The organism is Microbacterium sp. NPDC058345 (assembly GCF_042723855.1).
In the GTDB taxonomy this organism is placed as follows: Bacteria; Actinomycetota; Actinomycetes; order Actinomycetales; family Microbacteriaceae; genus Microbacterium.
In genome coordinates, this window is record NZ_JBHXIG010000001.1 from 134,511 (window position 1) to 160,016 (window position 25,506).

The window sequence follows — 25,506 nt, forward strand, 5'->3', positions numbered from 1 at the left end:
AGCGGTTCGTCAGATCATCTTCGTGACCTGGTCGAACGAGAGCTCGACCGGGGTCTCGCGCTCGAAGAGCGAGACGAGGACCGTGAGCTTGCCGCTCTCGGGCTTGATCTCGCTGATCGAGCCGGGCAGGCCCGCGAACGAGCCTTCCTTGATGGTGATCGTCTCGCCGATCTCGAAGTCGACCTCTGCCATAACGGGGCGTGCGACGGCGACGCCGCCCTTCGCCGCGATGGACTTGGCGGTGGGGACGTCCTTGACCTCGACGAGCGACTTCAGCATGTTGAAGGCCTCTTCGAAGCGCAGCGGCGTCGGGTTGTGAGCGTTGCCGACGAAGCCGGTGACACCGGGCGTGTGGCGCACGACCGACCAGGTGTCCTCATTGAGCTCCATGCGCACCAGCACGTAGCCGGGGATGCGCACGCGGGTGACCATCTTGCGCTGGCCGTTCTTGATCTCGACGACGTCCTCCATGGGGACCTCGATCTGGTAGATGTCGTCCTCGACCTCGAGCGTCGACTTGCGCTGCTCGATGTTGGCCTTCACCTTGCGCTCGAAGCCGGCGTACGAGTGGATGACGTACCACTTGCCGGGCAGCATCCGCAGGTCGGCGCGGAACGCCTCGTACGGGTCCTCCTCCGCCGGCTCCCCGTCGTCGTCGCCGTTCACGTCGGGTCCGTCGTACGGGGTCACCTCGGATGCCGAGGCCTCCTCCGCTTCGGCGGTCTCCTCCGCCACAGCGTCGTTGAGAACCTCAGCGGCGGCCTCGGATTCGGCCGCTTCGTTCAGGTTGAGAGCGTCGTTCACGATCGCGTCCGCCTCCGGGTCGTCGATGTCGGTGTCGTCATCCGTGCTGTCGTACTCCTCGACCTCGCCGTCACCCTCGACATGCAAGGCGACGTGCTCCGCCGAGGTGGCCGAGAGCTCCTGCTCGGCCAGGACGTTGCCCTCCTGGGCTTCGTCCTCCTCGCTGGACTGCTCTGCGGCGGTGGCCCAGTCGGCGTCGTCGGAATATCGTTCAGACACTTTAAATCTTTCCAATCACTGCGACAGTCGCCGCAGGTGCGTCAGCTCGGCACTCCGAACACGTAATGAGTGGCGGTTCCGAACACCCAGTCCAGACCGTAGACCAGGCCCATCACGATCACCACGAAGACCAGCACGACGAGCGTGTACTTGATCAGTTCCTTGCGGGTCGGAGTGACGACCTTGCGCAGTTCACTGATCACCTGGCGGAAGAACAGGGCGATCCGGCCGAAGAAGCCGAGCTTCTTGTCACCCAGGGAGTACGAGCCTGCTGCGACGACGTCGCCGCGAACTTCGTCCTGATCCATCCTGACGTACCTTTCGTGAGTCAGCGTGTGCGCTGACGCGCAGGGCGGACAGGAATCGAACCTGCAACCTGCGGTTTTGGAGACCGCTGCTCTGCCAATTGAGCTACCGCCCTAGAGACCGGGTGGCCTCTGGGTCCGCGTCCGTCGCGCGCCGTCTCGGGCACGGCGAAGGATGCAGACAACTGCCCCTCAAGTGTACGTCATCCTGGAGGCCCGGCCGAACCGAGGGCGACTCCCGCGTGCGTCGCACCCCCGCGACCCGGCACGCAGCCGACTCGGGCAGACTGTTAGTCTCGGCGAGCGGCACGGCGGGAGGGGCCTCGATGAGCGCGGATGTGCAGCAGTTCCAGGTCGACCTGCGGGGCGTCGTCGACCTGCTGAGCCGGCACATCTACTCCAGCCCCCGGGTGTACCTGCGGGAGCTGCTGCAGAACGCCCGCGACGCGATCGCCGCCCGCTCCGAGGTGGACGGCGCCGGCGGCAGCATCCGCATCACCCCGCTCAGCGACTCGAGCGCCGAGTTCGTCCTGCGCGACGACGGCGTCGGCCTGACCACCGCCGAGGTCGCCGACCTGCTCGCCACGGTCGGCCGCAGCTCGAAGCGCGACATCTTCGACATGCCGCGCAGCGACTACCTCGGACAGTTCGGCATCGGCCTGCTGAGCTGCTTCATGATCTCGGACCGGATCGTGATCCGGTCGCAGAGCGCCAAAGGCGGCGCGAGCGTGGAGTGGACCGGCGACGCCGACGGCACCTTCCGGGTCGTCGAACTCGAGGAGCGGCTGCCGGTGGGCACCAGCGTGCACCTGACGCCGCGTTTCGACGCCGACGACCTGCTGCGCCCCGCGGCGGTGCGCGAGCTGGCGACGACGTTCGCCGAGTTCCTGCCGGTGCGGGTGATCGTCGAGACGCCGGGCGGCGAGCGGGAGATCACGCGGCCGGTCCCCTTCCTCGGTGAGGGCGGGACGGATGCCGCCCTCGAGTACGGCCGCGACCTGATCGGCGCCGCACCCCTGGACGTGATCGAGATCGGCGAGCCGGCCACCGGCACGCGGGGCCTCGCGTACGTGCTGCCCTATGCACCGCCGCCGAGCGCCCGTCAGGCGACCCGGATGTATCTCGGCCGGATGCTGCTGTCCGAGCGGGCTGCAGACGTGCTGCCCGACTGGGCGTTCTTCGTGCGCGCCGTGGTCGACTCGTCGGGGCTGTCTCCCACCGCCGGCCGCGAGTCCCTCGTCGAGGACCGGGCCCTGGAGCATGTGCGCGAGCAGCTGGGCGCCGGCATCCGCCGCTGGGTGCTGGAACTGGGCCTGACCGCGCCACATCGGCTCGCGCAGTTCGTCGCCGTCCACGAACTGGGGCTGAAGTCGCTGGTGCGGCACGATGCGGAGCTCGCCCGCTTCATCACCCGCTGGCTGACGGTCGAGACCACACACGGCTCGATGCGCATCGACGATCTCGTCGAGCGGTTCGGTCACGTGCGATTCGCCCGCACCGTCGACGAGTTCCGGCAGGTGGCGGGCATCGTTCCGGCATCCGAGGTGCTGGTCAACGGCGGCTACCTGTTCGACGCCGATCTCGTCGCCTCGCTGCCGGAGCAGTACCCGCACCTCACCGTCGAGCAGATCGACGTGACCGGTGAGCTCGACCGCCTCGACCCGCCCCCGCTCGATGATCGCGCCGCCGCCGTCGCGCTGGAGGATCGCGCGAGCGCGGTGCTGGCGGCATCCGGATGCTCGGTGCTGGTGCGCTCGATCGACCGCACCGACCTCACCGGTCTGTACGCCGCCGACCCCACCGTCCTGCGCGCCATCGACCGCGGCCGCACGAGGGGCATCACGAACGCACTGTGGGGCGGCGTGCTGTCCCGCATCGACGATGCGACGGGGGCGCCGCGCGACGATGCGCAGACCGCCCGACTGTGCCTGAACTGGTCGAACCCTGTGGTGCGCACGCTCTCCGGCGTCGACGACGAGGCGGTGTTCTCGCGCACCGTGCAGCTGCTCTACATCCAGGCCCTGCTCGCCGGGCATCACCCGCTGTCCGACGCCGACCGCACCCTCATGACCGCGGCGCTGACCGATCTCGTCGCCCTGTCTGCCGGCGTCCGCACGGACGGGTTCCCCTTCGACCTCTGACCTGCCGTTCCCGTCCGATCTCAGGAGGATCTCGATGGCATCACCGGAAACGCGCTTCTCGCAGCTGCTGGAGGAGATCGACCGCACGCCGTGGGGCCCGGCCGAGCAGGCGCTGGTCGCGGAGGCGATCGCTCTGGCGCAGGAGCTCGGTGACGAGCAGCGCGAATATCAGGCCCGGATGCGGCAGACCGCATCGGCGAACATGGGCGGCCAGACCGACCTCATGCTGAACTCCTTCGCCTGGTGCCTCGCGCGGCACGACGCCGACCCCGTGCGCTTCCCGCTCGACATCGAGAGCGGCGCCGCCGACCTGATGTGGCAGTTCAAATGGATGGCGTCGGCACTGCGCTCCTCCCCTGCGTTCTCGGCGGAGCAGATCGCCGCCGTGCTCGATGACATGGAAACGCATTATCAGCGCGCCGGGCTCGGCATGAGCGGTGTCCTCACCGCCCGCTTCGAGGACGCCTGGGACGCCGGCCGCTTCGATGACGCCGAGCGGCTGCGGGTGCAGCTGGAGACCACGCCCCGCGACGACTACAGCCACTGCGATGCGTGCGGACGCAGCCAGGTGGCCGGGTTCTTCGCCGAGACCGACCGCGATGACGAGGCGATCCGCCTGGTCGAGGAGATGATCGAGGGCGGTTTCTCGTGCGGCGAGGAGCCCGAGCACGCCCTGTCCCGCGCACTCCTCCCCTATCTGCGAGCGGAGCGCCTCGACGACGCCCGCTCGGCGCACCTGCGCAGCTACCGTCTCGCGAAGGACAACCCCGACAACATCGGCATCATCGCCAACCACCTCGTCTTCGCCGCCGTCACCGGCAACGAGGCCAGGGCGCTGGCAATGGTCGAGCGCCACCTGCCCTGGCTGGCCCACGATCCACTGAACGTCGAGGGGCACTTCGCCGCGCTCTCGGCCATCGCCTTCGCGCTCGACCGGGTCGTGGCGGTCGGCCACGGCGACACGCCCGTGCGCGGTGCCGACGCGCGGGCTCTGGAGACGTTCTTCGGCCCGCGGGAGGGCGTGTGGACGGCATCCGAGCTGGCGACCGTCGCAGGGGCCGCCGCCGATCGCATCGGCGCGGCGTTCGACGAGCGCGACGGCACCGACGGCCATGCCATCCGGCGTGCGCGGCTGCGCGGACTGAGCTCCGCGCGCTGGGACGTGCCGATCCGCTCCGACGCCTTCCTCCCGACGGCGGCGGCTCCGGCGCCGCAGGACGCCGAGGGCTGGTTCGATCGCGCGGTGGCGCTGGGCAGCTACGGCTCCGAGGCGGATGCGCTGTCGGCGGCAGCGCATGCGGCATCCGTCGAGGGCGAGAAGCGGGCGCGGCTGCTGGGCCTGCGCATCGGCGCGCTGGCCTCGCTGGAGCAGTGGGACGATGCGTCAGGCCTGCTGCCCGCGCGCTCGGAGGCGCTGCGCCAGGCGGGCATGCCCGAACAGGCCGCGCTGGAGGACAGGGTGGGGCTGGCCCTGTTCGGCCGTGCCGACGACGAGGATGTCGCCGCCCTCGAGCGGGAGTGGGCGGATGCCGGCCGCCTGCCGGCGTGGACACGAGGCGATCTGGCGCTGACCCTGGCCTCGTGCCTGCTGTGCCGCGACGACAGCGCGGGCGCCCTGGATCTCGCGGAGCACGCGGCGCGGGCGTTCGATGAGGCGGGCGACGCGCGCCTGGTCGCCGGTACGTCGTTGATGGCCCTCATGGCGCTGCTGCGCGCCGGCGACATGGAGCGCGCCGAGGGCATCGTGGAGGCGCTTCTCGCGCAGGACGACCTCAACCCCGGTCAGCGCGCCCGCGTGCTCGAGACCCGGGCGCGGATGCGCGGCGGGGCCGGTCGTCTCGCCGACGGCGCGGCGGACGCCGATGAGGCGGGGTCGATCCTGGCCGCGCTCGGAGGGTCGCAGTCGCTCGCGGCGGCACAGATGCTCGCCGGCGCCCTCTGGGAGGATGCCGGCGACGCCGACAGCGCCCTGCTGCGGTTCCGGCTCGGCGCGCAGCTGATCAGGCAGCACGGCGGCGATGTCGCCGGCGCGAACTTCCGGCTGGGGCGTGCGATGCTCAACGCCGGCCACGCCGCTGAGGCGGCCGAGCTGCTCGGCGAGGTGCTGCAGCACGAGCAGGAGACGTCCGTTCCCGAATCGTCGCGGGCGCTCACCGTCGGCATGCTCGCCCGCGCCCTCGCGGCGTCCGAGGAGTTCGGGCAGGCTGTGGGCGCCTTCGGCTACGCCGCCGAACTGCACGGTGCCGCCGCGGAGCCGGCCGAGCAGGCGCTCATGCTCACGGAGCAGGCGAAGATCCTGGCGCGCTTCGGCGAGCACTCCGACGCGCGCGAACTGCTCGAGCAGGCCGCCGAGCTGGTGCGGCCGACGCAGGCCGTCGGCGCGATCGTCGAGGTGCTGCACAACCTGGGGCAGGCGTACGGCGGAGCATCCAACGAGCGGGCGTTCGGACTGTTCGACGAGGTGGCGGCCCTGGCGGTCGAGCACGAGGCGGACTGGCTGCTGGCCGACGTGACCGACTCGCGCGGACGGGCGCTGGTGGAGGTCGGCCGGGTCGACGAGGGCGTGTCTGCGCTGCTCACCGCCGCCGACGGATTCGGTGCCCTGGACGATGCAGCGTCGGCGGGTGCGTCGGAGCTGTTCGCGGCCCGCACGCTGGTGTCGGTCGAGCGGCACGACGACGCTGTGGCGCTGTACCGCGGCGTGCTCGATCGGGCGGCGGAGAGCCCGCCGCTGCGTCAGGTCGCGGCGCTGGAGCTCGGTGACGTGCTCGAGCACCTGGGTCGCTCCGGTGAGGCCGCCGAGGTGCGCGCGCTGCTCGACTGAGCACCGCTCTCCTCTGTCTTGTGCGCGTGAACGGACGTTCTCCGACCCCTCGACGCCCGACCCGCGGTCACCGGCGCGCGAACAGCAGGCGGCGGATGCGGGCGACCAGTGCCTGCGGATCGTCGAAGTCCCGCCGCGTGACGACCGTGACCCGATACCCCATCGCCTCGAGGCGTGCCCGTCTGATCTGGTCTCTGCTCCACTGATCGGGATCGCGATGATAGTCGCCGTCGTACTCGACGATCACTCCGGCATCCCGATACAGCAGGTCGACCCTCGCCACGAACTCGCCCCGATCGAAGATGTCGACGTTGCACTCGGGGCGCGGCAGCCCGGCGAGCACGAGGATCACCCGCACCATGGATTCGCGCGGCGACTCCGCGCGGTCATCGCGCAGCTCCAGTGCCTCACGACGCCGCACAGCTCCGCGCCCGCCGCGGAAGCGCGCATCCGCGGCGCGCAGGTCGTCGAGATCGGCGAGCGGATTCCGACGACTCAGCACAGCATCCGTCACCGCCACGAGCCTGCCGAGCGGAAGCACTCGCGACAGATCGATCCAGGTCCGCGGTACGGACAGCGTGCGGATGCCGGATCGTTCCACGACGTCCTCGGGAGCGATGTGCAGCCGGTGGCCGACGACCTCGGGACGCCGGATCCGTGTGTCGGACTCCGGCACGCCGATCCTCGGGCGACCCCAGGCGTCACGCTCATCCCGCTCCGACAGCGGCATCCCCCACAGTGCCCCCGCGGTGAGACCACAGACGAAAGCCTGCGCGGGCAGCACCTCCATGAGAAGCCGCAGCGCCTCCGCCGCGTCGAGCTCCGTCCGTGCACGAGTGCCGTGGAAGGGCATCGTCAGGTCCTTCGCGCGCAGCCGACCCACGCTCACGCCGCGTCGCCGCGCCGCCGCGACGGTGAACGCACGGGGTGTACCCGGTGGCAGGGGTGCGGGACGCATGTTCCGATGCTCGTCCGCCCCGACACGAGAATCGCTTCTGTCCACAGGGTCCGCCCGCTTCCCCGCTTTCTCCCGGAATGTGCAGAGCGATCGAAAGGTCAGAGAGCGTCGGATCTTCGCCCCTCCACCCGACGGTTCGCGGCCTCTCGACGAGATGCGTGCTCGCGAGAGGTCAGGAACGGCGGCATGGGGACGCGCGGATGCGACGTTTTGTGGCCCCTCACCCGCAGGGGGACTCAGAAACGCGAACGCCCCGCACCGGGGAACCGGTGCGAGGCGTCGGTGCGGGGCGTCGTCTCGGTGATCCGAGCCGCGCTCAGGCCTTGCGGACGAGCTTCTTGTTGACGAACTCGTCGGCGGCCAGCAGGCCCAGCTCGCGCGAGGTGCCGCTGCGCTTCACGCCGCCGAAGGGCAGCTCCGGGCTGTCGGCGAGCACGAGGTTGACATAGACCATGCCGGCCTCGATGCCGTTCGCGACGCGCTCCGCCTGCTCCGCGTCCGTCGTGAACACGTACGAGCCGAGACCGAAGGACGTGTCGTTCGCGAGCTTCACGGCCTCGTCCTCGTCCGCCACGCGGTAGACCACCGCGGCGGGGCCGAAGAGTTCCTCGCGGTACACGTCCATGTCGGCGGTGACGTCGGCGAGCACCGTCGGGGCGAAGAACGCGCCCTCGCGGGTGCCGCCGGTGAGCAGCGTCGCGCCCTGCTTCACCGCGGTGTCGATCTGCTGCTGCAGATGCTCGGCGGCGGCCAGCGACGACAGCGGGCCGAGCACGGTCGACTCCTGCGTGGGGTCCTCCGCGTCGACCGCCGCGAGCGACGCGACGAACTTCGAGGTGAACTCCTCGTACAGCCCGTCCACGATGATGAAGCGCTTCGCGCCGTTGCACGACTGCCCGTTGTTGTCCAGACGGGCGTCGACCGCGTTCTGCACGACCGCGTCGAGGTCGTCGGCGCTGAGCACGATGAACGGGTCGGACCCGCCCAGTTCGAGCGCGACCTTCTTGAGGTTGCGACCCGCGACCTCGGCGACGGCCGCCCCGGCCCGCTCCGACCCGGTCACCGAGACGCCGTGCACGCGCGCGTCCGCGATGATCGTCGCCGCCTGATCGTTCGTGGCGTACACGTTGACGTACCCGCCGTCCGGCAGGCCGGCGTCGCGGTAGATCGCCTCGATCGCGGCTGCGGACCCCGGGCACTGCGGGGCGTGCTTGAGGATGATCGTGTTGCCGATCGCGAGGTTCGGCGCCGCGAACCGGGCGACCTGATAGGCGGGGAAGTTCCACGGCATGATGCCGAGCAGGGCCCCCAGCGGAGCGCGGCGCACCACGGCGGTGCCGTCGCCTTCGATGTCGAGCGGCTGGTCGGCCGTGATCTTCTCGATGTTGTCGGCGTAGAACTCGATGATGTCGGCGGCGAACTCGACCTCGCCGACGGCCGCGGCGATCGGCTTGCCCATCTCGCGCACGATGATCGCGCCGAGTTCGTCCTTGCGCTCCCGGTGCAGCTCGGCGATGCGACGGATCACGGCGGCGCGGTCGGCGGGCGCGGTCGCCGCCCACGTCACCGCGGCGGATGCCGCGCGCGCGATGGCGTCTTCGATCTGGGCGTCGGTGAAGGTGTCGTAGGTGGCCACGGTCTCGCCGGTGGCGGGGTTGACGACGGCGTAGTCGGTCATGTCTGGTCCTTTCCGGGGATGGATGCGGCGGTCAGCTGTTCGGGATGAGCGTGTACTTGGTGGACAGGTACTCGTGGATGCCCTCGAAACCGCCCTCGCGGCCGATGCCGGACTGCTTCACACCGCCGAAGGGGGCGGCGGCGTTGGACACCACGCCCACGTTGAGGCCCATCATGCCGGTCTCGAGCGCGTCGATCATGCGGTGCCCGCGGCCGAGGTCCTCGGTGAACACGTACGACACCAGTCCGTACTCGGTGTCGTTCGCCATGCGCACGGCCTCGGCTTCGTCGGCGAACGTCGCGATCGCGAGCACCGGTCCGAAGATCTCCTCGCGCAGGATGTCGCTGCCCGCGACCACGTCGGTGAGCACGGTCGGCTCGTAGAACGTGCCCGAGCCCTGCAGGGCGTTGCCGCCGGCGAGCAGTCGCGCACCGCGATCGACGGCGTCGCCGACGAGCTCCTGCGCCTTGGCGACGGCATCCGCATCGATCAGCGGGCCGATCGCCACACCCTCCTCGGTGCCACGGCCGATCTTCATCGCCTGCACTCGCTCGGTCACCCGGCGGGCGAACTCCTCAGCGACGTCCTGGTGCACGATGAAGCGGTTCGCCGCCGTGCAGGCCTGCCCGATGTTGCGGAACTTCGCCAGCATGGCGCCGTCCACGGCCTTGTCGAGATCAGCATCCTCGAAGACGACGAACGGGGCGTTCCCGCCCAGCTCCATCGACACGCGCAGCACGCCCTCAGCGGCCTGCGCGATGAGCTTGCGACCCACCTCGGTCGATCCGGTGAACGAGAGCTTGCGCAGTCGCGGGTCGGCGATGATCGGGCCCGACAGCGCACCCGAGCGGGTGGTCTGCACGACGTTCACGACACCGGCCGGCAGACCGGCCTCTTCGAGGAGCTTCGCGAAGAACATGGTCGTGAGCGGGGTGAGCGCCGGGGGCTTGATCACCACGGTGCATCCGGCGGCGAGCGCGGGGGCGATCTTGCGGGTGGCCATCGCGAACGGGAAGTTCCACGGCGTCACGAAGAACGACGGACCGACCGGACGCTGCGAGACGACCATGCGGCCGGTGCCCTCGGGGTTCAGTCCGTAGCGGCCGGTGATGCGCACGGCCTCTTCGCTGAACCAGCGCAGGAACTCGCCACCGTACACGACCTCCCCGCGCGACTCGGCGAGCGGCTTGCCCATCTCGAGCGTCATCAGCAGCGCGAGATCCTCCTTGTGCGCCTGCACCAGGTCGAACGCGCGGCGCAGGATGTCGCTGCGGGTGCGGGGCGGTGTCGCCGCCCAGTCGTCCTGTGCGGCCACGGCGGCGTCAAGGGCGCGGGTGCCGTCGGCGGGCGTCGCGTCGGCGATGGAGGCGATGACGTCATTCGTGGCGGGATCGTGCACGTCGAAGGTGCGTCCCTCCTCGGCGTCGATCCACTGGCCGCCGATGAACAGCCCGGAGGGCACGCGGGCGAGCAGCTCCTGCTCGTTCGATGCGAGTGTGCTCATGATTCGTCTCGATTCTGTGGGGGATGGAAAGGTCAGCGGCGACGCAGGCTGGGCGGAGCGTCCATACCCAGGGTCTCACCGCGGAAGAAGGCCGGGCGCCGGATCGACTGCCAGATCATGATCGCGACGCCGACCACGATGATGCCGACGCCGAGGACGAACACCAGCCCGAGCCCTCCGATGCTCGACCCGCTGCCGTAGGCGGGGTCCATGGAGTCGATCAGCGTGGTCACGAACAGCACCGCCAGGATGCCGCCGCCCACGAGCGGGAACAGGAACGTGAAGAAGAAGCTGCGCGCCGAGTCGAACCACTGCCGGCGGAAATACCAGACGCAGGCGAAGGCGGTGAGCCCGTAGTAGAAGCAGATCATCATGCCGAGCGACAGGATGGTGTCGGTGAGCACGCTCTCGCTCAGCAGACGCATGACCGCGTAGAACACCGAGGCCACGACCGCCGACACGATGGTGGCGTAGCCAGGGGTGAAGAACCGCGGGCTCACCCGGGCGAACGTCTTCGGCAGTGCGCCGTAGTGCCCCATCGCCAGGAGGGTTCGGGCCGGGCCGACCGCGGTCGACTGCAGTGACGCCGCCGAGCTCGACAGCACGGCGAGCGAGACGAGGAAGGCCAACGGGCCGAGCACCGGGTCCGACAGGGCGAAGAAGACGTTCGCCGAGATGTCCTCGTTGGCGAGTCCGAGGCCGCCGCCGCCGACGCCGGCGAACATGATGAGCCCGATGGACAGCAGCAGATACAGGCTCACGACGATCACCACGGTGACCATCGCGGCACGACCGGGGGTCTTCTCGGGGTTCTTGGTCTCCTCGTTCATGGTGAGCACCACGTCCCAGCCCCAGAAGATGAAGATCGACAGCGAGAGGCCCGCGGCGAACGCGCTGAACGTGGGCACCTCGAACGGGTTGAACCACGACCATGAGAATGCCGTCGGCTCGGGCGCCTCACCCTGCACGGCCTTGACGATGGCGACGCCGGCGAACATGACCAGCACGAGCACCTGGAAGCCGACCAGGATGTACTGGAACTTCTGAGTGGTCTGCATGTCGCGGTACGACACGAGGGTGGCACCGAGCATGAACAGCAGGCAGACGATCACGTTGATGAACGGGTTGAACGCGAGATCGGCGATGGCGGCGTTGCCGCTGAGCTGGGCGATCAGTAGGAACAGGAACTCCACCGCGATGCCTGCCAGGTTCGACAGCACGATGACCGTCGCGGCGACGAGACCCCAGCCGGTCATCCAGCCGATCCAGGGTCCGAAGGCCCGCACGCCCCAGGTGAACGACGTCCCGGAGTCCGGCATCACGCGGTTGAGCTCGCGGTAGCCGAAGGCGGTCAGCAGCATCGGGATGAAGCCGACGAGGATGATCGCGGGCACCTGCGTGCCGGCGACGGCGACGGTGGGTCCGAGCGAGGCGGTCAGGGTGTAGGCGGGCGCGATCGTGGAGACGCCGATGACGACGGCGCCGAGCACGCCGACCGCGCCGGCGCTCAGCCCCTTCTGGGAGATCCCGGTCGTCACTCCGGATTCGGGCTCCATCGCCCGGTCTGTGCTGGTCATCAGCGGACTCCTGCCTCTGCGCGGGTGCGCGGTACGACGATCATGGGGACGGGCAGCACGTGCAGCATCTTCGCCGCGGTGGAGCCCAGGAAGAGACGGCGCGGCTGGGCGAGCCGGCTCGAGCCGACCAGCACGACCTCGCCCGGCATCCAGTCCAGGTGTGCGACGGCGTCCTCGACGCTGTCGCCCGGTGCCTGCTCGTTCTCGACGCGGACGCCGTCGGGCAGCAGCTCACGGGCCGCCGCCAGCACGTCCTGCGCGTGGGCGTCGCCGACGAGCCGGATCATGCCCGTGTCGAGCCCTGGCGGCACGTCGAACGGCACGAGCGAGACCAGGCGCAGTCCCGCACCGGCGTCACCGGCCAGGGCGACGGCCTCATCGAGCAGCGCATCGGCACCGGGACGGGTGCCCAGCGCTGCGGTCACCCGGGTCACGGCCTGCTCGTCCTGCCGGGCGATGCCCGCCGGAGCCAGGGCGACGGGGACGGTCGACGAGTGCAGCAGCTCGCCGGCGACGCTGCCCAGCCGGTGCCGGCCGAACAGCCCGCCGCCGGCGGCGCCGACCACGATCAGTCGTGCGCCGAACTCCTCGCCGGCGGCGATGAGCCCCTCGGCGAACGACTCGGCGAAGCGCACGTGGCCGCTGCGGGTGAGGCCGTCGGGCACGCGCGTGACCGCCTCGGCCAGCCAATCGCGCGCCTGGCCGCGCAGCAGGTCCTCATAGGCGCGCTCCGGCGCCACCGCGGCGTTCCTGGTCCCTTCGGCGGGCAGCACCATCACGAGGTGCAGTGCGGCGTCGAGACTGCGGGCCAGGCGGATGCCGAGCGCCAGGGCGTCGGACCCGGCATCCGTCGCGGTGTACCCGACGACGAGGGGCGCGCTCACGAGCGGCTCTCGTCGACGATGGTCTCGGCCACCAGACGGCCCATGCGGATCGCGCCGTCGACGTGCTGATAGCCGGCACCGGCCATGTCGCTGCAGGCGAAGTGGATCGGGCCGACCGCGGCGCGCAGATCGGCGCCGTAGCGGTGCAGTCCGCCGAGGTCGAAGCTCGCCGCGTACGCGCCGCGGGTCCACTCCTCGCTGCCCCAGTCGCTCTCGTAGTAGACGACGGGATCCTTCGCCTCGGCACCGTAGTAGTGCGACAGCGATTCGAGGATGCGCGCCCTGCGCTCCTCGGCCGAGAGCTCGAAGACGCCGTCGGCGTTGCGATCCGACACGAAGCCGACGAGGGTGCCCCGCTCGTCGGCGTGGTTGGTGTTGTCGTAGGCCTCGTGCACGAGCTCGTAGGGGCTGAACGCGGTGCCGCTGAGTCCCTGCTCGCGCCAGAACGGGCGGTCGTACACGGCGTGCACCTTGATGACGAAGCCCATCGACAGGTGCTGGTGCAGCTGGTGCTGGCGGCGCGGCAGCGGCGGCTGGAACGCGATGCGGCTGTACAGCACGGGGGCGTGGGCGAGGATCGCGAAACGCGCCCGCACGGCGATGTCGTCGGTGTGCGCGACGACCCCGCTGTCGGACCACTCCAGGCGGTGGACCGGCTGGTTCAGGCGGACGTCGTCGCCCAGCCGCTCGGCGAGCAGAAGCGGCACCTGCTGCAGGCCGCCGACCACGCGCTTGTCGAGGATGAAGTCGGCGTCGACGAGGTTCGAGTACGATCCGGCGGATGCCGCCATGAGCAGCGACTGCAGCAGCGAGAAGGCGTGCGTGGGCTTGGTGAGCATCGCCGAGCCGGTGGCGAAGGCCAGGTTGCGGATGGCCTCGTCGTCGTCGGTCTGCCGGTGCAGCCACGCGTCCCATGACACGGAATCCCACTCGGCCGCGTTCGGGTGCTCCCAGGGACGGTCGGTGTCGATCTCGGCGACCATGGCGTCGAGCCGTTCGGTGATCTCGGCGATCACCGCCTCGGTCTCGGGTGCGACGGGGAACATCTCGCCGGTGAAGCGCCGGGACCGGCCGTCGGGGCCGACGTAGACGCTGTCGCCGTCGCGGTAGCGGCTGAAGGTCTCGAGCCCCAGTTCGGCGATGGTCTGCTTCAGCGCATCCTGATCCGGCGAGACCCACTGGCCGCCGATCTCGAGGGTGGCACCGTCGATGACGTCGGTCCACAGCCGGCCGCCGACGCGGTCGCGCGCCTCGAGCACCGCGACGGAGAGCCCCGCCTTGCGCAGCTCGTTCGCGGCGGTGAGCCCTGCGGCGCCGGCGCCGATGACCACGACGTCGCGGCTGATCTCGTGCTCGGTCATGGATGATCTCCTTCGATACGGGAATGCTCGGGGTAAGGGTGTGCCGGCCGCGATCCGTGATCCCCCGACCGGGATCGCGGCCGACGGTCTCAGGCGCCGGCCAGGGCGGCGGCGACGACGTCCAGGCCCTCGCCCAGCAGGTCGTCGCCGATGGACAGCGGAGGCAGGAAGCGGATCACGTTGCCGAAGGTGCCGCAGGTGAGGACGATGACGCCTTCGGCCACGCAGGCCTTGGCGACGGCAGCGGTGAGCGCGGCGTCCGGTTCACCGGTCTCGGGGTTCACGAACTCGGCCGCGACCATGGCGCCGTGGCCGCGCACCTCGCCGATGCGGGGGTCGTTCTCGCGGATGTCGTTCAGCCGTGCGAACAGGATCTCGCCGATCTGCCGGGCACGCTCGATGAGGCCGTCGTTCTCGAAGGCGTCGATCGCCGCGAGGGCCGCCGCGCAGGCGATCGGGTTGCCGCCGTACGTGCCGCCCAGGCCGCCGGCGTGGGCGGCGTCCATGATCTCGGCGCGGCCGGTCACACCGGCGAGCGGAAGACCCGCGGCGATGCCCTTGGCCGTGGTGATCAGGTCGGGCTCGATGCCGAAGATCTCGCTGGCGAACATCGCACCGGTGCGGGCGAAGCCGGTCTGCACCTCGTCGGCGATGAAGACCACGTCGTTGGCGCGGCTCCACTCGACGATCGCGTCGAGGAACCCGTCGGCCGGCACGATGAAGCCGCCCTCACCCTGGATGGGTTCAATGATGACGGCCGCGAGGTTGCCGGCGCCGATCTGCTTCTCGATGAGGGTGATGGCGCGCGCCGCGGCCTCGGGGCCGGTGAGGCCGTCGCGCAGCGGGTACGACCCGGGCACCCGGTACACCTCGGGGGCGAACGGACCGAAGCCGCTCTTGTAGGGCATCGACTTGGCGGTCAGGGCCATGGTGAGGTTGGTGCGGCCGTGGTAGCCGTGGTCGAAGGCGACGACGGCCTGGCGGCCGGTGTGCTTGCGGGCGATCTTGATCGCGTTCTCGACCGCCTCGGCACCCGAATTGAACAGTGCGCTCTTCTTCGCGAAGTCGCCGGGCGTGAGCCGGTTCAGCGCCTCGGCGACCTCGACGTACGACTCGTAGGGCGAGACCATGAAGCAGGTGTGGGTGAACTGCGCGGCCTGCGCGGCGACGGCGGCGGCGACCTTCGGGTGCGCGTTGCCCACGGTGGTGACCGCGATCCCGCTGCCCAGGTCGATGAGCGAGTTCCCGTCGGCGTCGACGACGACGCCACCGCCCGCGGCGACGACCGAGACGGGCATGGAGTGCGCCACGCCGGCGGCGACCGCGTCGGACTTGCGGGCGAGGATCTCGGCCGAGCGCGGGCCGGGCAGCGGGGTGGTGACGCGACGGACCTGCGCAAGAGCGGGCCCGCCGGTCGGCGCGGAAGTGGTCTCGTCGATGAGTGTCATGCGGCGAGGCTACGACGACCGCGACCGCCATGCACTCGCCGAACCGTACAATCGAGACGAGCCATTCGCCGGACTGGACAACGCCTCGAGGAGCACCCGTGGAACCCGTCGCCGCGCCGACGCTGCGCACCCTGATCGAGCGCAGCGATCTGCGTCTGCGCCTGGTCGTCGACGAAGCGGCACTGCCCGACGACGCCCTCGATCGTCCCGTGCGGTGGGTGCACAACTCCGACCTCGCCGACCCGACTCCGTTCCTCGCCGAGGACCTCGTGCTGCTGACGACCGGTACGCAGTTCGCCGAGCACGACGCCGAGGGCGTGGCCGCTTACGTGTCGCGCCTCGAGCGCCGCGGCGTGCTGGCACTCGGCTTCGGGTCGGGGGTGCACCGCGTCGGCGTGCCCGACGAGCTCGTCTCGGCCTGCGTCGAGCGAGGACTCGCCCTGTTCGAGGTGCCCTACGACATCCCGTTCCTCGCGATCGCACGCGCTCACGCCGAGGCGATCGCCGCGCAGGCGTACGCCAGGCGCACCTGGGCGCTCGAGGCGCAGCGCGCCCTCGCGATCGCGGCGCTGCGCCCGCGCGGGCTGGAGGCGACGCTGTCGGAGCTGTCACGGCGGCTGGGATGCTGGGTCGGCATGTTCGACGCCACCGGCGCGCTCGCCCACGAGCATCCGTCTCGGATCGCGGACTCGACGGAGGTCGCCGCCGGAGTGACGGAATTGCTGGCGCGCGGCGGCTCGGCGAGCCGCACCGTCGAGAGCGCAGACACCGCCTACACGCTGTTCACGCTGGGGCGCACCGGTCACCTGCGCGGCGTCATCGCGATCGCCGCGGCCGCACTCGATCCGGAGACGCGCGCCGTCGTGACGTCGGTGATCGCCATGGCCGGACTCGCGCTCGAGCAGAACGAGCAGACCTCCCGCGCCCGGCGCCGGCTGCACACGCAGCTGCTCGCCTCGCTGCGCGACGACGACCCGGCGCTCGCCCGTCGCGTCCTCGGCGCCCTGCCGCCGGCACCCGTCCTGGTCGCGATGACGGATGCTCCGCGCACGACGGCCGTGCTCGACTGGTGGGATCGCCGTCGTGCGGACACCGGCACGGCGGCGTTCATCGCCGAAGGCCCGGAAGGGCTCGTGATGTGCATCCCGGCGGCGGACGCGGATGCGCTCGACCAGCTCGCGGCGCAGCTGCAGATCCGCATCGGCGTCTCCGAGCCGACCGATTACGCCGCCTTCTCGCAGGCGTACGCGCAGGCGCTCACCACCCTGCGCCGTGGATCGGTCGGCGCCGTGCGCTATGCGCTGACGGCGAGCGGAGGCATGCTGGACGCGCTGGCCACCGACGAGGCCAGGCTCATCGCGCAGAGCAGGCTCGCGCCGGTGCGCCGGCACGATGCGGCCAACGGCACCGAGCTCGAGCGCACGCTGATCGTCTGGCTCGAGCACGACACCAGGGCGGAGCCGGCCGCGACGGCGCTGGGCATCCACCGGCACACCCTCCGCACCCGCATCGCGCAGGCCGCGGGTCTGCTCGATGCCGACCTCACGTCGTTCCCGGCGCGCGCAGAGATCTGGGCGGCGCTGCGCGCATCCTCGGGTGCACCGCCGGCGGTCCGCGACGCCACGCGTCCCGCGCCCTGATCCGGGCGCGACCTAGCATGGCAGGCATGATGTCGACTCCGGCGCCGCGCACGACACGTCTCGCTCCCGCCGCACGCCGTGCGCAGATCCTCTCCGCCGCCGCCGAGCTCGCCCTCGCCGACGGCCTGGAGCGGGTCACGCTCCGCGCCGTGGCCGAGCGGCTGGAGATCAGGCACGGACTCATCACGCACTACTTCAGCGCCGCCGAGGATCTCGTCGTCGAGGCGTTCGTCGCCGCGGCATCGGCCGACCGGGAGCTGATGTTCCCCGCAGAGGGCACGCCGATCGAGCGCATCGCGCATCTGGCGCGGGTGAACGACAGTGTCGACGCCGGGCCGCTCGCGCGCCTGTGGCTGAACGCACGGCACCTGTCGCGGTTCAGCCCGCCGCTGGCGGCGGCCCTGGCCGAGCAGGACGGCAAGGATCACGAACGCCTTCGCCGGCTGATCGACGACGGCGTGCGCAGCGGTGACTTCTCCGCCCGCGATGCCGCGTCCGCCGCCGTGCGCATCCTGCTCGCCGTCGACGGGGTCTGCGCGTACGCCAATGACCCTGAGGCCTTCGCGGCGGCGACCGCCGCCGGTTTCGTGGCCGAGACGGCGGAGCGCGTCCTCGGCCTGGACAGCGGCAGCCTGCAGCGCATCGCTTGACGCCGCGGACGAAGGCGGATAGCCTCGCTGTTGTTATACACGCGGCCAATAAGACACGGGAGACTCCATGACGTGGCGCATGCCGGCCGAGACCGGTCAACACGAGCGGATCTGGATGGCCTTCCCCCGCGAGGGCGTCACGCTCGGCGACACGGACGCGCTGCGCGATGAGGGGTATGCGACGTGGACCGCCGTCGCCCACGCGGTCAGCGAGTTCGCGCCCGTCACGATGCTCGTCGATCCCAGCGAGCTCAGCAGAGCCCGCCGGATGCTGTCGGCGCAGATCGAGATCCTCGAGGCGCCGGTCGACGAGTTCTGGATGCGCGACTCCGGCCCCACGTTCGTCGTCGACGACGAGCGGCCAGGAGTCCTCGGCGCCGTCGACTGGGTGTTCAACGGCTGGGGTGCACCGGAGTGGGCCGAATGGCGGCGCTCCGCCGAGCACGCCCGCGTCATCGCGGCGCACGTCGGCGCCGAGCGGATCAGCTCGGCACTGGTGAACGAAGGCGGCGGCATCCACGTCGACGGCGAGGGCACCGTGCTGCTCACCGAGACCGTGCAGCTCGATCCGCGGCGCAATCCGCATCTCGACCGCGCTCGCGTCGAGGCCGAGATGCGCCGCACCATCGGTGCGACGACGGCGATCTGGCTGCCACGCGGCCTGACCCGCGACTACGACGAGTTCGGCACCAACGGCCACGTCGACATCGTCGCCACGATCCCCTCACCCGGCCGGCTGCTGCTGCACTCGCAGACCGACCCGGCGCACCCCGATCACCACGTCACCGAAGAGCTGCGCGCGCACCTCACCGGGCAGACGGATGCCGCCGGCCGAGCCCTCGAGATCGTCGACCTGCCCGCTCCGTCGACGCTGCGCGACGACGAGGGCTTCGTCGACTGGAGCTACGTGAACCACCTCGTCACGAACGACGGCGTGATCGCCTGCAGCTTCGGCGACGAAGGGGCCGACGCGACGGCGAGGGCCATCCTGTCGGATGCCTACCCCGGTCGCACGGTCGTCTCGGTCGACGCCCGCCCGCTCTTCGACCGCGGCGGCGGAATCCACTGCATCACGCAGCAGCAGCCCGCGCTGCCGAAGGGGGCCTGAGATGTTCGACGTCGTCGAGAAGTCCATCGCCGAGCTGCGCACCGCCCTGGAGTCCGGGCAGACGACGGCCGTCGAGCTCGTGGACTCGTACCTCGCCCGCATCGACGCCTACGACGGCCCTGCGACCGCGACCCGTCTGAACGCCGTCGTGGTGCGCAATCCGCAGGCGCACGCCGAGGCGGTCGCCTCAGACGAGCGGCGCGCCGGAGGCGCGACGCTCGGGCCGCTCGACGGCATCCCGTACACCGCCAAGGACAGCTATCTCGTGCGCGGGCTCACCGCGGCGTCCGGCAGCCCCGCCTTCCAGGACCTCGTCGCACAGCGCGACGCCTTCACGATCGAGCGGCTGCGGGAGGCCGGCGCGATCTGCCTCGGGCTGACGAACATGCCGCCGATGGCGAACGGCGGCATGCAGCGCGGTGTGTACGGGCGCGCCGAGAGCCCGTACAACGCGGACTTCCTCACCGCGCCGTTCGCCTCCGGGTCGTCCAACGGCTCGGGCACCGCCACGGCCGCGAGCTTCGCGGCGTTCGGCCTCGGCGAGGAGACCTGGTCGAGCGGGCGCGGACCGGCCTCCCACAACGCACTGTGCGCCTACACGCCCTCGCGCGGGATCATCTCGGTGCGCGGCAACTGGCCGCTCGTCCCCACTATGGACGTCGTCGTGCCGCACACCCGCACCATGTCCGACCTGCTCGAGGTGCTCGACGTCGTGGTCGCCGACGATGACGAGACCCGCGGGGACTTCTGGCGGGCGCAGCCGTGGGTCGCCCTGCCCGCAGCGTCGGCGGTGCGCCCGTCGTCGTATCCGGCACTGTCCGACGGCGCCGCACTGGCGGGTGTGCGAATCGGCATCCCCAGGATGTACATCAATGCCGACCCGGATGCCGGGACGGCCCAGAACTCGGGCATCGGCGGCCCGACCGGCCGGCGGATCGAGACGCGCGATTCCGTGATCGCGCGCTGGGAGGCCGCGCGCCGCGATCTGGAGACGGCCGGGGCCGTCGTCGTCGACGTGGACTTCCCCGTGGTGTCGCACTACGAGGGCGACCGACCGGGGGCGCCGACGATCGCCACCCGGGGGCTGGTGAGCCCGGAGTACCTGCGGCGCGAGATCGTCGACCTGTCGGCATGGGGCTGGGAGGACTTCCTGCAGGCCAACGGCGACCCGGCGCTGCACACCCTCGCCGCCGTCGACGGCGCCACGATCTTCCCGCATCCGGAGGGCGCGCTGCCCGACCGGTACACCGGGTTCGATGACGACATCGCCGAGTATCCCGCGTGGGTGCGCGCGCACCCCGGCGCCGGACTGGCGGACATGCCCGACCTCGAGCAGGGCCTGCGCGGCCTCGAGGAGACCCGGCGCGTCGATCTCGAGGCGTGGATGGACGAGCTCGGCCTCGATGCCGTGGCGTTCCCGGCGGTCGCCGATGTGGGTCCGGCCGACATGGACGTGAATCCCGCGTCGGCCGACCTCGGCTGGCGCAACGGCACGTGGATCGCGAACGGCAACCTCGCCATGCGCCACCTCGGGATCCCGAGCGTCACGGTGCCCATGGGGCTGATGGCCGACATCGGGATGCCGATCGGCCTGACCTTCATCGGCCGCGCGTACGACGACGCGGCGCTGCTCCGCCTGGCCTGCGCGTTCGAGGCGGCCGGCGCACCCGGCGAGCGCCGCACTCCCCCGCCGCGCACGCCGCGGCTCTGAACCGCCGGAGACCTGAGCGGGCGGAATCGGGTCGACGGCGGACGGACGCCCCGCGTCAGCGGGCGAGCGCACCCAGCAGCTCGTCGACCGAGCCGTGGAACTCGGGCCCGTGCCCGGGGACGATGCGCCGCTCCGGCAGTCCACGCAGCCTCTCGAGGCTGTCCGGCGTCTGCTCGGGCGCGTCGCTGAACGGGGCGATCGCGACCGTCGAGACCCCGGTGAGCACGTTCCTGGTGGTGATCGCGTCACCGACGAACAGCGCGTCGACGGCGGGCACGCGGATGGCGACCGACCCGGGCGAATGACCGGGCAAGGCGATGATCTCCGGCCTGCCGGGCAGGTCGAGCACGTCGCCGTCGCGGAACACCCGCACCTCGCGGATGCTGCGCGTGCGCAGGGCGCCGCGTCGCACGCCGGCGAACAGGAAGCGGGCGGCCGCCGGCAGCTTCCATGCGCCTCCCGGCGCGTGCGACTTCACCTCTCCCCTCGCCCGGGCGGCGTCGTCCTCATGGACGTGCACCGCCACCCCGTGCGTGGCCCGCAGCCACTCGGCCACGCCGATGTGGTCGCTGTCGCCGTGAGTGAGGACGACGCCGCGGATGTCGGAGAGTCCGCGTCCGGCGGCGCGGAGTGCTCGCTCGAGCGTCCGGCGGTCTCCCGGTAGGCCGGCGTCGATCAGTGTGACGCCCTCGTCTGTCGCGACGGCGTGCATGGCGACCAGGTCGTCGCCGATGCGGATGAGCTGTGCATTCATGTAAGTTACGGTACGTAGCCTTGATGGCTAATGTCAATAGCCATAGGATCAACGCATCGGATCGGAGGAAGCACATGCCCGCACCCCGGCGCGTCAGCCAGGAGGACCTCGTCGCCGCCATCCGCAGGATCGCTGAGGCGGAGGGGATCGACGCGGTCACCATGAGCTCCGTCGCCGCCGAGGTGGGCGTGCGCACGCCCAGCCTGTATAAGCGCGCAGCACACCGGCACGACCTGCTGCGCCTCGCGGCGGAGGACGCCGTACGCGAGCTCGTCGACGGCATGGCGGAACTCGGCGCACCGGGCCGCACGCCGGCGGAGACCCTCACCGGCCTGGCCCGCGCGCTGCGCGCCTTCGCCGCCACGGCACCCCGGGTGTCGGCGCTGCTCTTCGCCGCACCCTCGGAGCGGGCGGCGCCCTCGCGTGCATCCGCGGAGCCGCTGCTGGGGGCGCTGCTCACCGCGGTGTCGGCCGCGGTTCCTGGTGACCCGCTGCCCGCCGCGCGCACCTTCACCGCGTGGGTGTACGGCTTCTGCACGATGGAACAGGCGGGCGCCTTCCGTCTCGGCGGCGACGTGGACGAGGCGTTCGAGTACGGACTGGACGCCCTGCTCAGCACCATCGGCGCGCGGCCCTGAAGCACCCCGCGAGGCGACGTCGCTGACTACCGGGGCGCGTGCGCCTCGAGGAACTCGTACACCTCGGTCGCGTCGACCCCCGGGAACGCACCGGTGGGAAGGGTGGCCAGCAGCGTCCGCGGAGTGCGCACGTTCGGCCACGAGTTCTCACGCCAGCGCTTCTCCAGATCGGCCGGCGCACGGCGGCAGCACGCCTCGACGGAATGCTTCGACACGCCGCGATGCGGAGTGTCCCGCCCCACGAACCACTTCGTGTCGTCGAAGCGCACGCCGACGCTCACCGAGTGCATGCCCTCGCTCGACGCCTCGACGCGGGCGGTGCACCAGTAGGTGCCGTTGCCGGTGTCGGTGTACTGGTAGTACGGGTTGAACCGGTCCTCGACGTCGAACACGACACGGCTCGTCCAGCGCCGGCAGCACATCTGCCCCTCGATCGACCCCAGCCGGTCCGTGGGGAAGTTCACGTCGTCGTTCTCGTACGCCTTGGTGATCGTGCCCGACTCGTGCACCTTCAGGAAGTGCACGGGGATGCCGAGGTGGCGCGTCGCGAGGTTCGTGAACCGGTGCGCCGCGGTCTCGTATGAGACCGAGTACGCGTCTCGCAGATCCTCGATCGAGATGGCGCGACGCGCCTTCGCATCCTGCAGCACCGGCACGACGTGCGCCTCCGGCACCAGCAGAGCTCCGGTCAGATAGTTGGTCTCGACCCGCTGGCGCAGGAACTCGGCGTAGCTGCGTGGCTCGCCATGACCGAGGATGCGACTCGACAGCGCCTGCAGCACGGCGGCGCGCGCGTCGCCCCTGGTCGGCACGCGGCTCGAGAGATACAGCCGGCCATGGGCGATGTCGGCGACGCTGCGGGTGGTCTGCGGCAGATCCGGTGCGTAGTGCAGCGTGAATCCGAGGTGCGCGGCGATCTCCGACGCGGTGCGCTGGGTGAGCGGCCCGCCCGGATGCTTCACCGCGGTGAGAATCTCTGCGGCCTGCCGCTCCAGGTCGGCGAAGTAGTTGTCCTGCGTGCGCATCAGGTGCCGCAGTTCGACGTTCGCCCGGCGCGCCTCCTCCGGCGTCGCCGCGCGCTCGTCGCGCAGACGCTCGATCTCGCCGTGCAGGGCGAGCATCACCTTGAGCGCGTCCGTCGGCACGCTCTTGGCGATGCGGAACGGCGCCAGGCCGAGGGCCTGGAAGGTCTGTCCCTTCATCGCGCGCTCCAGGGCGATCTCCATGGTGCTGCGCTCATCGAGCGGCTCGCCCTCGAGCAGCGCGTCGATCGTGGTGCCCAGCGCCCGCGCGATGGACTGCAGGAACGACAGCTTGGGCTCGCGCCTGCCGTTCTCGATCATCGACAGCTGGCTGGGCGCGCGATCCACCGCGGCGGCGAGTTCCTCGAGGGTCATCCTGCGAGCGGTGCGGAGCTGACGGATGCGGCGCCCCATCGTGAGGGCATCGGTGTCTTCTGCGACGTCAGCGGTGCTCATGGCGCCGATTCTGTCACAGAAACAGAATTTTCCAGAACCTTCTCCGCCCAGGTGGTCGAAGAGACGCTCGTTCTTCTCTCAGAGTGGATGCCAAGCCACCCGGCGCTCGACACACGCCGTGTCGACCGACATCTCACGGAGGAGACAGATCATGACCATTCACACCGCGTCGCCGACCGCCCCGACCCGGATCGCCGGCACCGCCGCATCGGTCGGCATGGGTCCGGCGATGCGCATCACCGGCCCGATGCACGAGCGTTTCGCCGAGATCCTCACGACGGAGGCCGTCGCCTTCCTCACCGAACTGCACCACCGCTTCGCCAGTCGCCGCCACGACCGACTCGCCGACCGGATGCGACGCCGCTTCGAGATCGGCAACGGGCACGACCCGCGCTTCCGCGACGACACCGCGCACATCCGCGCGGACGCCGGCTGGCGCGTCGCCGGTGCGGGCCCTGGTCTCGAGGACCGTCGCGTCGAGATCACCGGGCCGACCGACCCGAAGATGACCATCAACGCGCTGAACTCCGGCGCACGCGTCTGGCTGGCCGATCAGGAGGACGCCACCAGCCCCACCTGGCGCAACGTGATCGGCGGGCAGCTGTCGCTGCGCGACGCCATCCGTGGCGAACTCGCCTACACGTCGCCGGAGGGCAAGCAGTACCGCGTCACCGCCGACCGCACCCCCACCATCGTGATGCGACCACGCGGCTGGCACCTGCCCGAGATGCACATCGAGTTCACCGACCGCGCAGGGCGCCGGACGGCGGCATCCGGCTCACTGGTCGACTTCGGGCTGTACTTCCTGCACAACGCCCGGCAGCTCATCGCCGACGGCCGCGGTCCGTACTTCTACATCGCCAAGCTCGAGTCGAGCGAGGAGGCGAAGCTGTGGGACGACGTGTTCTCGTTCGCTGAGGAGTACCTCGGCATCCCGCACGGCACGATCCGCGCCACCGTGCTCATCGAGACCCTGCCCGCCGCCTTCGAGATGGACGAGATCCTCTACGAGCTGCGCGACCACTGCGCCGGCCTCAACGCCGGACGCTGGGACTACATCTTCTCCATCATCAAGAACTACCGCGGCCGAGGCGCCCGCTTCGTGCTCCCCGACCGCAGCGAGGTCACGATGACCGTCCCGTTCATGCGCGCCTACACCGAGCTGCTCGTGCAGACCTGCCACAAGCGCGGCGCGTACGCGATCGGCGGCATGAGCGCGTTCATCCCCCACCGCCGCGACCCGGAGGTCACCCGGCGCGCGATCGAGAGGGTCTCTGCGGACAAGAAGCGCGAAGCCGGCGACGGCTTCGACGGCACCTGGGTCGCCCACCCCGACCTGATCCCGACCGCGCGGGCCGAATTCGACGCCGTGCTCGGCGAGCGCCCCCATCAGCTCGACCGTCTGCGCGAGGACGTGCACGTGACGGCATCCGATCTGCTCGACCTGCACATCGGCCGGCCGATCACCGCGCAGGGCGTCCGTGACAACGTGTCCGTGGCGATCCGCTACCTCGAGGCGTGGCTGCGCGGCCTCGGCGCCGTCGCCATCGACAACCTGATGGAGGATGCCGCGACGGCCGAGATCAGCCGCTCCCAGGTGTGGCAGTGGATCCACCAGGACCGCAGCACCGAGGACGGCACGCCGATCACCTCCGAGTACGTCGAGGGTCTGATCCGCGAGGTGCTGTCGGAGGCCACCCGCTTCGAGGGCGACCGATTCGACGACGCGGCGGACGTCTTCCGCGAGGTCGCACTGCAGCCCGAGTTCCCGGCCTTCCTCACCCTCGGCGCGTACACCCGGTTCCTCACCGAGACCGCCTGACC

Annotated in this window: 19 protein-coding genes and 1 tRNA gene; 8 read left to right on the forward strand and 12 right to left on the reverse strand. The window is 70.8% G+C overall.

Translation table 11 applies throughout. The annotated features are described in order from the left end of the window. Positions 1–9 precede the first annotated feature (9 nt). The 3 genes from nusG to ACFWH5_RS00730 all read right to left on the reverse strand — a co-directional run bounded on the left by nusG (position 10) and on the right by ACFWH5_RS00730 (position 1,444). Positions 10–1,023, reverse strand: a complete 1,014-nt coding sequence (gene nusG / locus ACFWH5_RS00720) for a transcription termination/antitermination protein NusG (protein ID WP_378830649.1) — start codon at positions 1,021–1,023, stop codon at positions 10–12. A 41-nt stretch (positions 1,024–1,064) separates the two neighbouring features. Continuing rightward, on the reverse strand, positions 1,065–1,331 hold the full coding sequence (secE, locus tag ACFWH5_RS00725) for a preprotein translocase subunit SecE (protein WP_378830652.1): 267 nt from the start codon (positions 1,329–1,331) through the stop codon (positions 1,065–1,067). A gap of 40 nt (positions 1,332–1,371) precedes the next feature. Continuing rightward, positions 1,372–1,444 (reverse strand) — tRNA-Trp (locus ACFWH5_RS00730). Positions 1,445–1,654: 210 nt separating this feature from the next. On the opposite strand from ACFWH5_RS00730, the gene ACFWH5_RS00735 reads away from it, so the two are divergent. Together ACFWH5_RS00735 and ACFWH5_RS00740 are read left to right on the forward strand one after the other, a co-directional pair. Continuing rightward, positions 1,655–3,469 (forward strand): HSP90 family protein, encoded by a 1,815-nt coding sequence (locus ACFWH5_RS00735; RefSeq protein WP_378830655.1) that lies wholly within the window; start codon positions 1,655–1,657, stop codon positions 3,467–3,469. A gap of 34 nt (positions 3,470–3,503) precedes the next feature. Beyond that, on the forward strand, positions 3,504–6,293 hold the full coding sequence (locus ACFWH5_RS00740) for a hypothetical protein (protein WP_378830657.1): 2,790 nt from the start codon (positions 3,504–3,506) through the stop codon (positions 6,291–6,293). A gap of 67 nt (positions 6,294–6,360) precedes the next feature. Here the strand turns inward: ACFWH5_RS00740 and ACFWH5_RS00745 are convergent, their stop codons facing one another. From ACFWH5_RS00745 to gabT, 7 genes are all read right to left on the reverse strand, one after another. Continuing rightward, entirely contained in the window at positions 6,361–7,251 is an 891-nt protein-coding gene (locus ACFWH5_RS00745; RefSeq protein ID WP_378830659.1) for an endonuclease domain-containing protein, read from the reverse strand. 316 nt (positions 7,252–7,567) lie between these two features. Then, a complete protein-coding gene (locus ACFWH5_RS00750) occupies positions 7,568–8,929 on the reverse strand; it encodes an NAD-dependent succinate-semialdehyde dehydrogenase (protein ID WP_378830661.1) in 1,362 nt (453 codons plus the stop codon). A gap of 31 nt (positions 8,930–8,960) precedes the next feature. Next, positions 8,961–10,433, reverse strand: a complete 1,473-nt coding sequence (locus ACFWH5_RS00755; protein ID WP_378830663.1) for an NAD-dependent succinate-semialdehyde dehydrogenase — start codon at positions 10,431–10,433, stop codon at positions 8,961–8,963. A 32-nt stretch (positions 10,434–10,465) separates the two neighbouring features. After that, the gene (locus ACFWH5_RS00760) at positions 10,466–12,010 is read right to left on the reverse strand and encodes an APC family permease (RefSeq protein WP_378830666.1); all 1,545 of its coding nucleotides are present in this window, start codon (positions 12,008–12,010) and stop codon (positions 10,466–10,468) included. After that, on the reverse strand, positions 12,010–12,894 hold the full coding sequence (locus ACFWH5_RS00765; RefSeq protein ID WP_378830668.1) for a universal stress protein: 885 nt from the start codon (positions 12,892–12,894) through the stop codon (positions 12,010–12,012). The genes ACFWH5_RS00760 and ACFWH5_RS00765 overlap by 1 nt, the downstream gene beginning before the upstream one ends. Further along, complete coding sequence (locus ACFWH5_RS00770) at positions 12,891–14,255, reverse strand: flavin monoamine oxidase family protein (RefSeq protein WP_378830669.1); 1,365 nt, start codon at positions 14,253–14,255, stop codon at positions 12,891–12,893. Before ACFWH5_RS00770 ends, ACFWH5_RS00765 begins: the two co-directional genes overlap by 4 nt. Positions 14,256–14,344: 89 nt before the next feature. Beyond that, positions 14,345–15,703 (reverse strand): 4-aminobutyrate--2-oxoglutarate transaminase, encoded by a 1,359-nt coding sequence (gene gabT / locus ACFWH5_RS00775; RefSeq protein WP_378830672.1) that lies wholly within the window; start codon positions 15,701–15,703, stop codon positions 14,345–14,347. A 98-nt stretch (positions 15,704–15,801) separates the two neighbouring features. Between gabT and ACFWH5_RS00780 the strand changes: the two genes are divergently transcribed. The 4 genes from ACFWH5_RS00780 (at position 15,802) to ACFWH5_RS00795 (ending at position 20,812) form a co-directional block, all read left to right on the forward strand. Further along, entirely contained in the window at positions 15,802–17,343 is a 1,542-nt protein-coding gene (locus tag ACFWH5_RS00780; protein WP_378830675.1) for a PucR family transcriptional regulator, read from the forward strand. 26 nt (positions 17,344–17,369) lie between these two features. Continuing rightward, on the forward strand, positions 17,370–17,993 hold the full coding sequence (locus ACFWH5_RS00785) for a TetR family transcriptional regulator (RefSeq protein WP_378830677.1): 624 nt from the start codon (positions 17,370–17,372) through the stop codon (positions 17,991–17,993). Positions 17,994–18,060: 67 nt separating this feature from the next. After that, positions 18,061–19,101 (forward strand): agmatine/peptidylarginine deiminase, encoded by a 1,041-nt coding sequence (locus ACFWH5_RS00790; RefSeq protein WP_378830679.1) that lies wholly within the window; start codon positions 18,061–18,063, stop codon positions 19,099–19,101. A gap of 1 nt (position 19,102) precedes the next feature. Continuing rightward, complete coding sequence (locus tag ACFWH5_RS00795; protein ID WP_378830681.1) at positions 19,103–20,812, forward strand: amidase; 1,710 nt, start codon at positions 19,103–19,105, stop codon at positions 20,810–20,812. Between the two features lie 55 nt (positions 20,813–20,867). On the opposite strand, the gene ACFWH5_RS00800 is transcribed toward ACFWH5_RS00795, so the two are convergent. Then, entirely contained in the window at positions 20,868–21,566 is a 699-nt protein-coding gene (locus ACFWH5_RS00800; RefSeq protein ID WP_378830683.1) for an MBL fold metallo-hydrolase, read from the reverse strand. A 74-nt stretch (positions 21,567–21,640) separates the two neighbouring features. Here ACFWH5_RS00800 and ACFWH5_RS00805 point away from each other — a divergent pair, with 74 nt between their 5' ends. Then, complete coding sequence (locus ACFWH5_RS00805; protein WP_378830686.1) at positions 21,641–22,204, forward strand: TetR/AcrR family transcriptional regulator; 564 nt, start codon at positions 21,641–21,643, stop codon at positions 22,202–22,204. Between the two features lie 26 nt (positions 22,205–22,230). Here the strand turns inward: ACFWH5_RS00805 and ACFWH5_RS00810 are convergent, their stop codons facing one another. After that, a complete protein-coding gene (locus ACFWH5_RS00810) occupies positions 22,231–23,682 on the reverse strand; it encodes a helix-turn-helix domain-containing protein (RefSeq protein ID WP_378830688.1) in 1,452 nt (483 codons plus the stop codon). Positions 23,683–23,899: 217 nt separating this feature from the next. Here ACFWH5_RS00810 and aceB point away from each other — a divergent pair, with 217 nt between their 5' ends. After that, entirely contained in the window at positions 23,900–25,504 is a 1,605-nt protein-coding gene (aceB, locus tag ACFWH5_RS00815; RefSeq protein ID WP_378833493.1) for a malate synthase A, read from the forward strand. Positions 25,505–25,506 lie beyond the last annotated feature (2 nt).

Excerpts from the sequence above, each read along its gene's own strand:
- ACFWH5_RS00790 (WP_378830679.1), top strand. The coding sequence starts at position 18,061 with ATGACGTGGCGCATGCCGGCCGAGACCGGTCAACACGAGCGGATCTGG.
- ACFWH5_RS00800 (WP_378830683.1), bottom strand. The coding sequence starts at position 21,566 with ATGAATGCACAGCTCATCCGCATCGGCGACGACCTGGTCGCCATGCAC.
- aceB (WP_378833493.1), top strand. The coding sequence starts at position 23,900 with ATGGGTCCGGCGATGCGCATCACCGGCCCGATGCACGAGCGTTTCGCC.
- ACFWH5_RS00805 (WP_378830686.1), top strand. The coding sequence starts at position 21,641 with ATGCCCGCACCCCGGCGCGTCAGCCAGGAGGACCTCGTCGCCGCCATC.
- ACFWH5_RS00755 (WP_378830663.1), bottom strand. The coding sequence starts at position 10,433 with ATGAGCACACTCGCATCGAACGAGCAGGAGCTGCTCGCCCGCGTGCCC.
- ACFWH5_RS00785 (WP_378830677.1), top strand. The coding sequence starts at position 17,370 with ATGATGTCGACTCCGGCGCCGCGCACGACACGTCTCGCTCCCGCCGCA.
- secE (WP_378830652.1), bottom strand. The coding sequence starts at position 1,331 with ATGGATCAGGACGAAGTTCGCGGCGACGTCGTCGCAGCAGGCTCGTAC.
- ACFWH5_RS00740 (WP_378830657.1), top strand. The coding sequence starts at position 3,504 with ATGGCATCACCGGAAACGCGCTTCTCGCAGCTGCTGGAGGAGATCGAC.
- gabT (WP_378830672.1), bottom strand. The coding sequence starts at position 15,703 with ATGACACTCATCGACGAGACCACTTCCGCGCCGACCGGCGGGCCCGCT.
- ACFWH5_RS00745 (WP_378830659.1), bottom strand. The coding sequence starts at position 7,251 with ATGCGTCCCGCACCCCTGCCACCGGGTACACCCCGTGCGTTCACCGTC.
- ACFWH5_RS00770 (WP_378830669.1), bottom strand. The coding sequence starts at position 14,255 with ATGACCGAGCACGAGATCAGCCGCGACGTCGTGGTCATCGGCGCCGGC.
- ACFWH5_RS00735 (WP_378830655.1), top strand. The coding sequence starts at position 1,655 with ATGAGCGCGGATGTGCAGCAGTTCCAGGTCGACCTGCGGGGCGTCGTC.
- ACFWH5_RS00760 (WP_378830666.1), bottom strand. The coding sequence starts at position 12,010 with ATGACCAGCACAGACCGGGCGATGGAGCCCGAATCCGGAGTGACGACC.
- ACFWH5_RS00810 (WP_378830688.1), bottom strand. The coding sequence starts at position 23,682 with ATGAGCACCGCTGACGTCGCAGAAGACACCGATGCCCTCACGATGGGG.
- ACFWH5_RS00795 (WP_378830681.1), top strand. The coding sequence starts at position 19,103 with ATGTTCGACGTCGTCGAGAAGTCCATCGCCGAGCTGCGCACCGCCCTG.
- ACFWH5_RS00750 (WP_378830661.1), bottom strand. The coding sequence starts at position 8,929 with ATGACCGACTACGCCGTCGTCAACCCCGCCACCGGCGAGACCGTGGCC.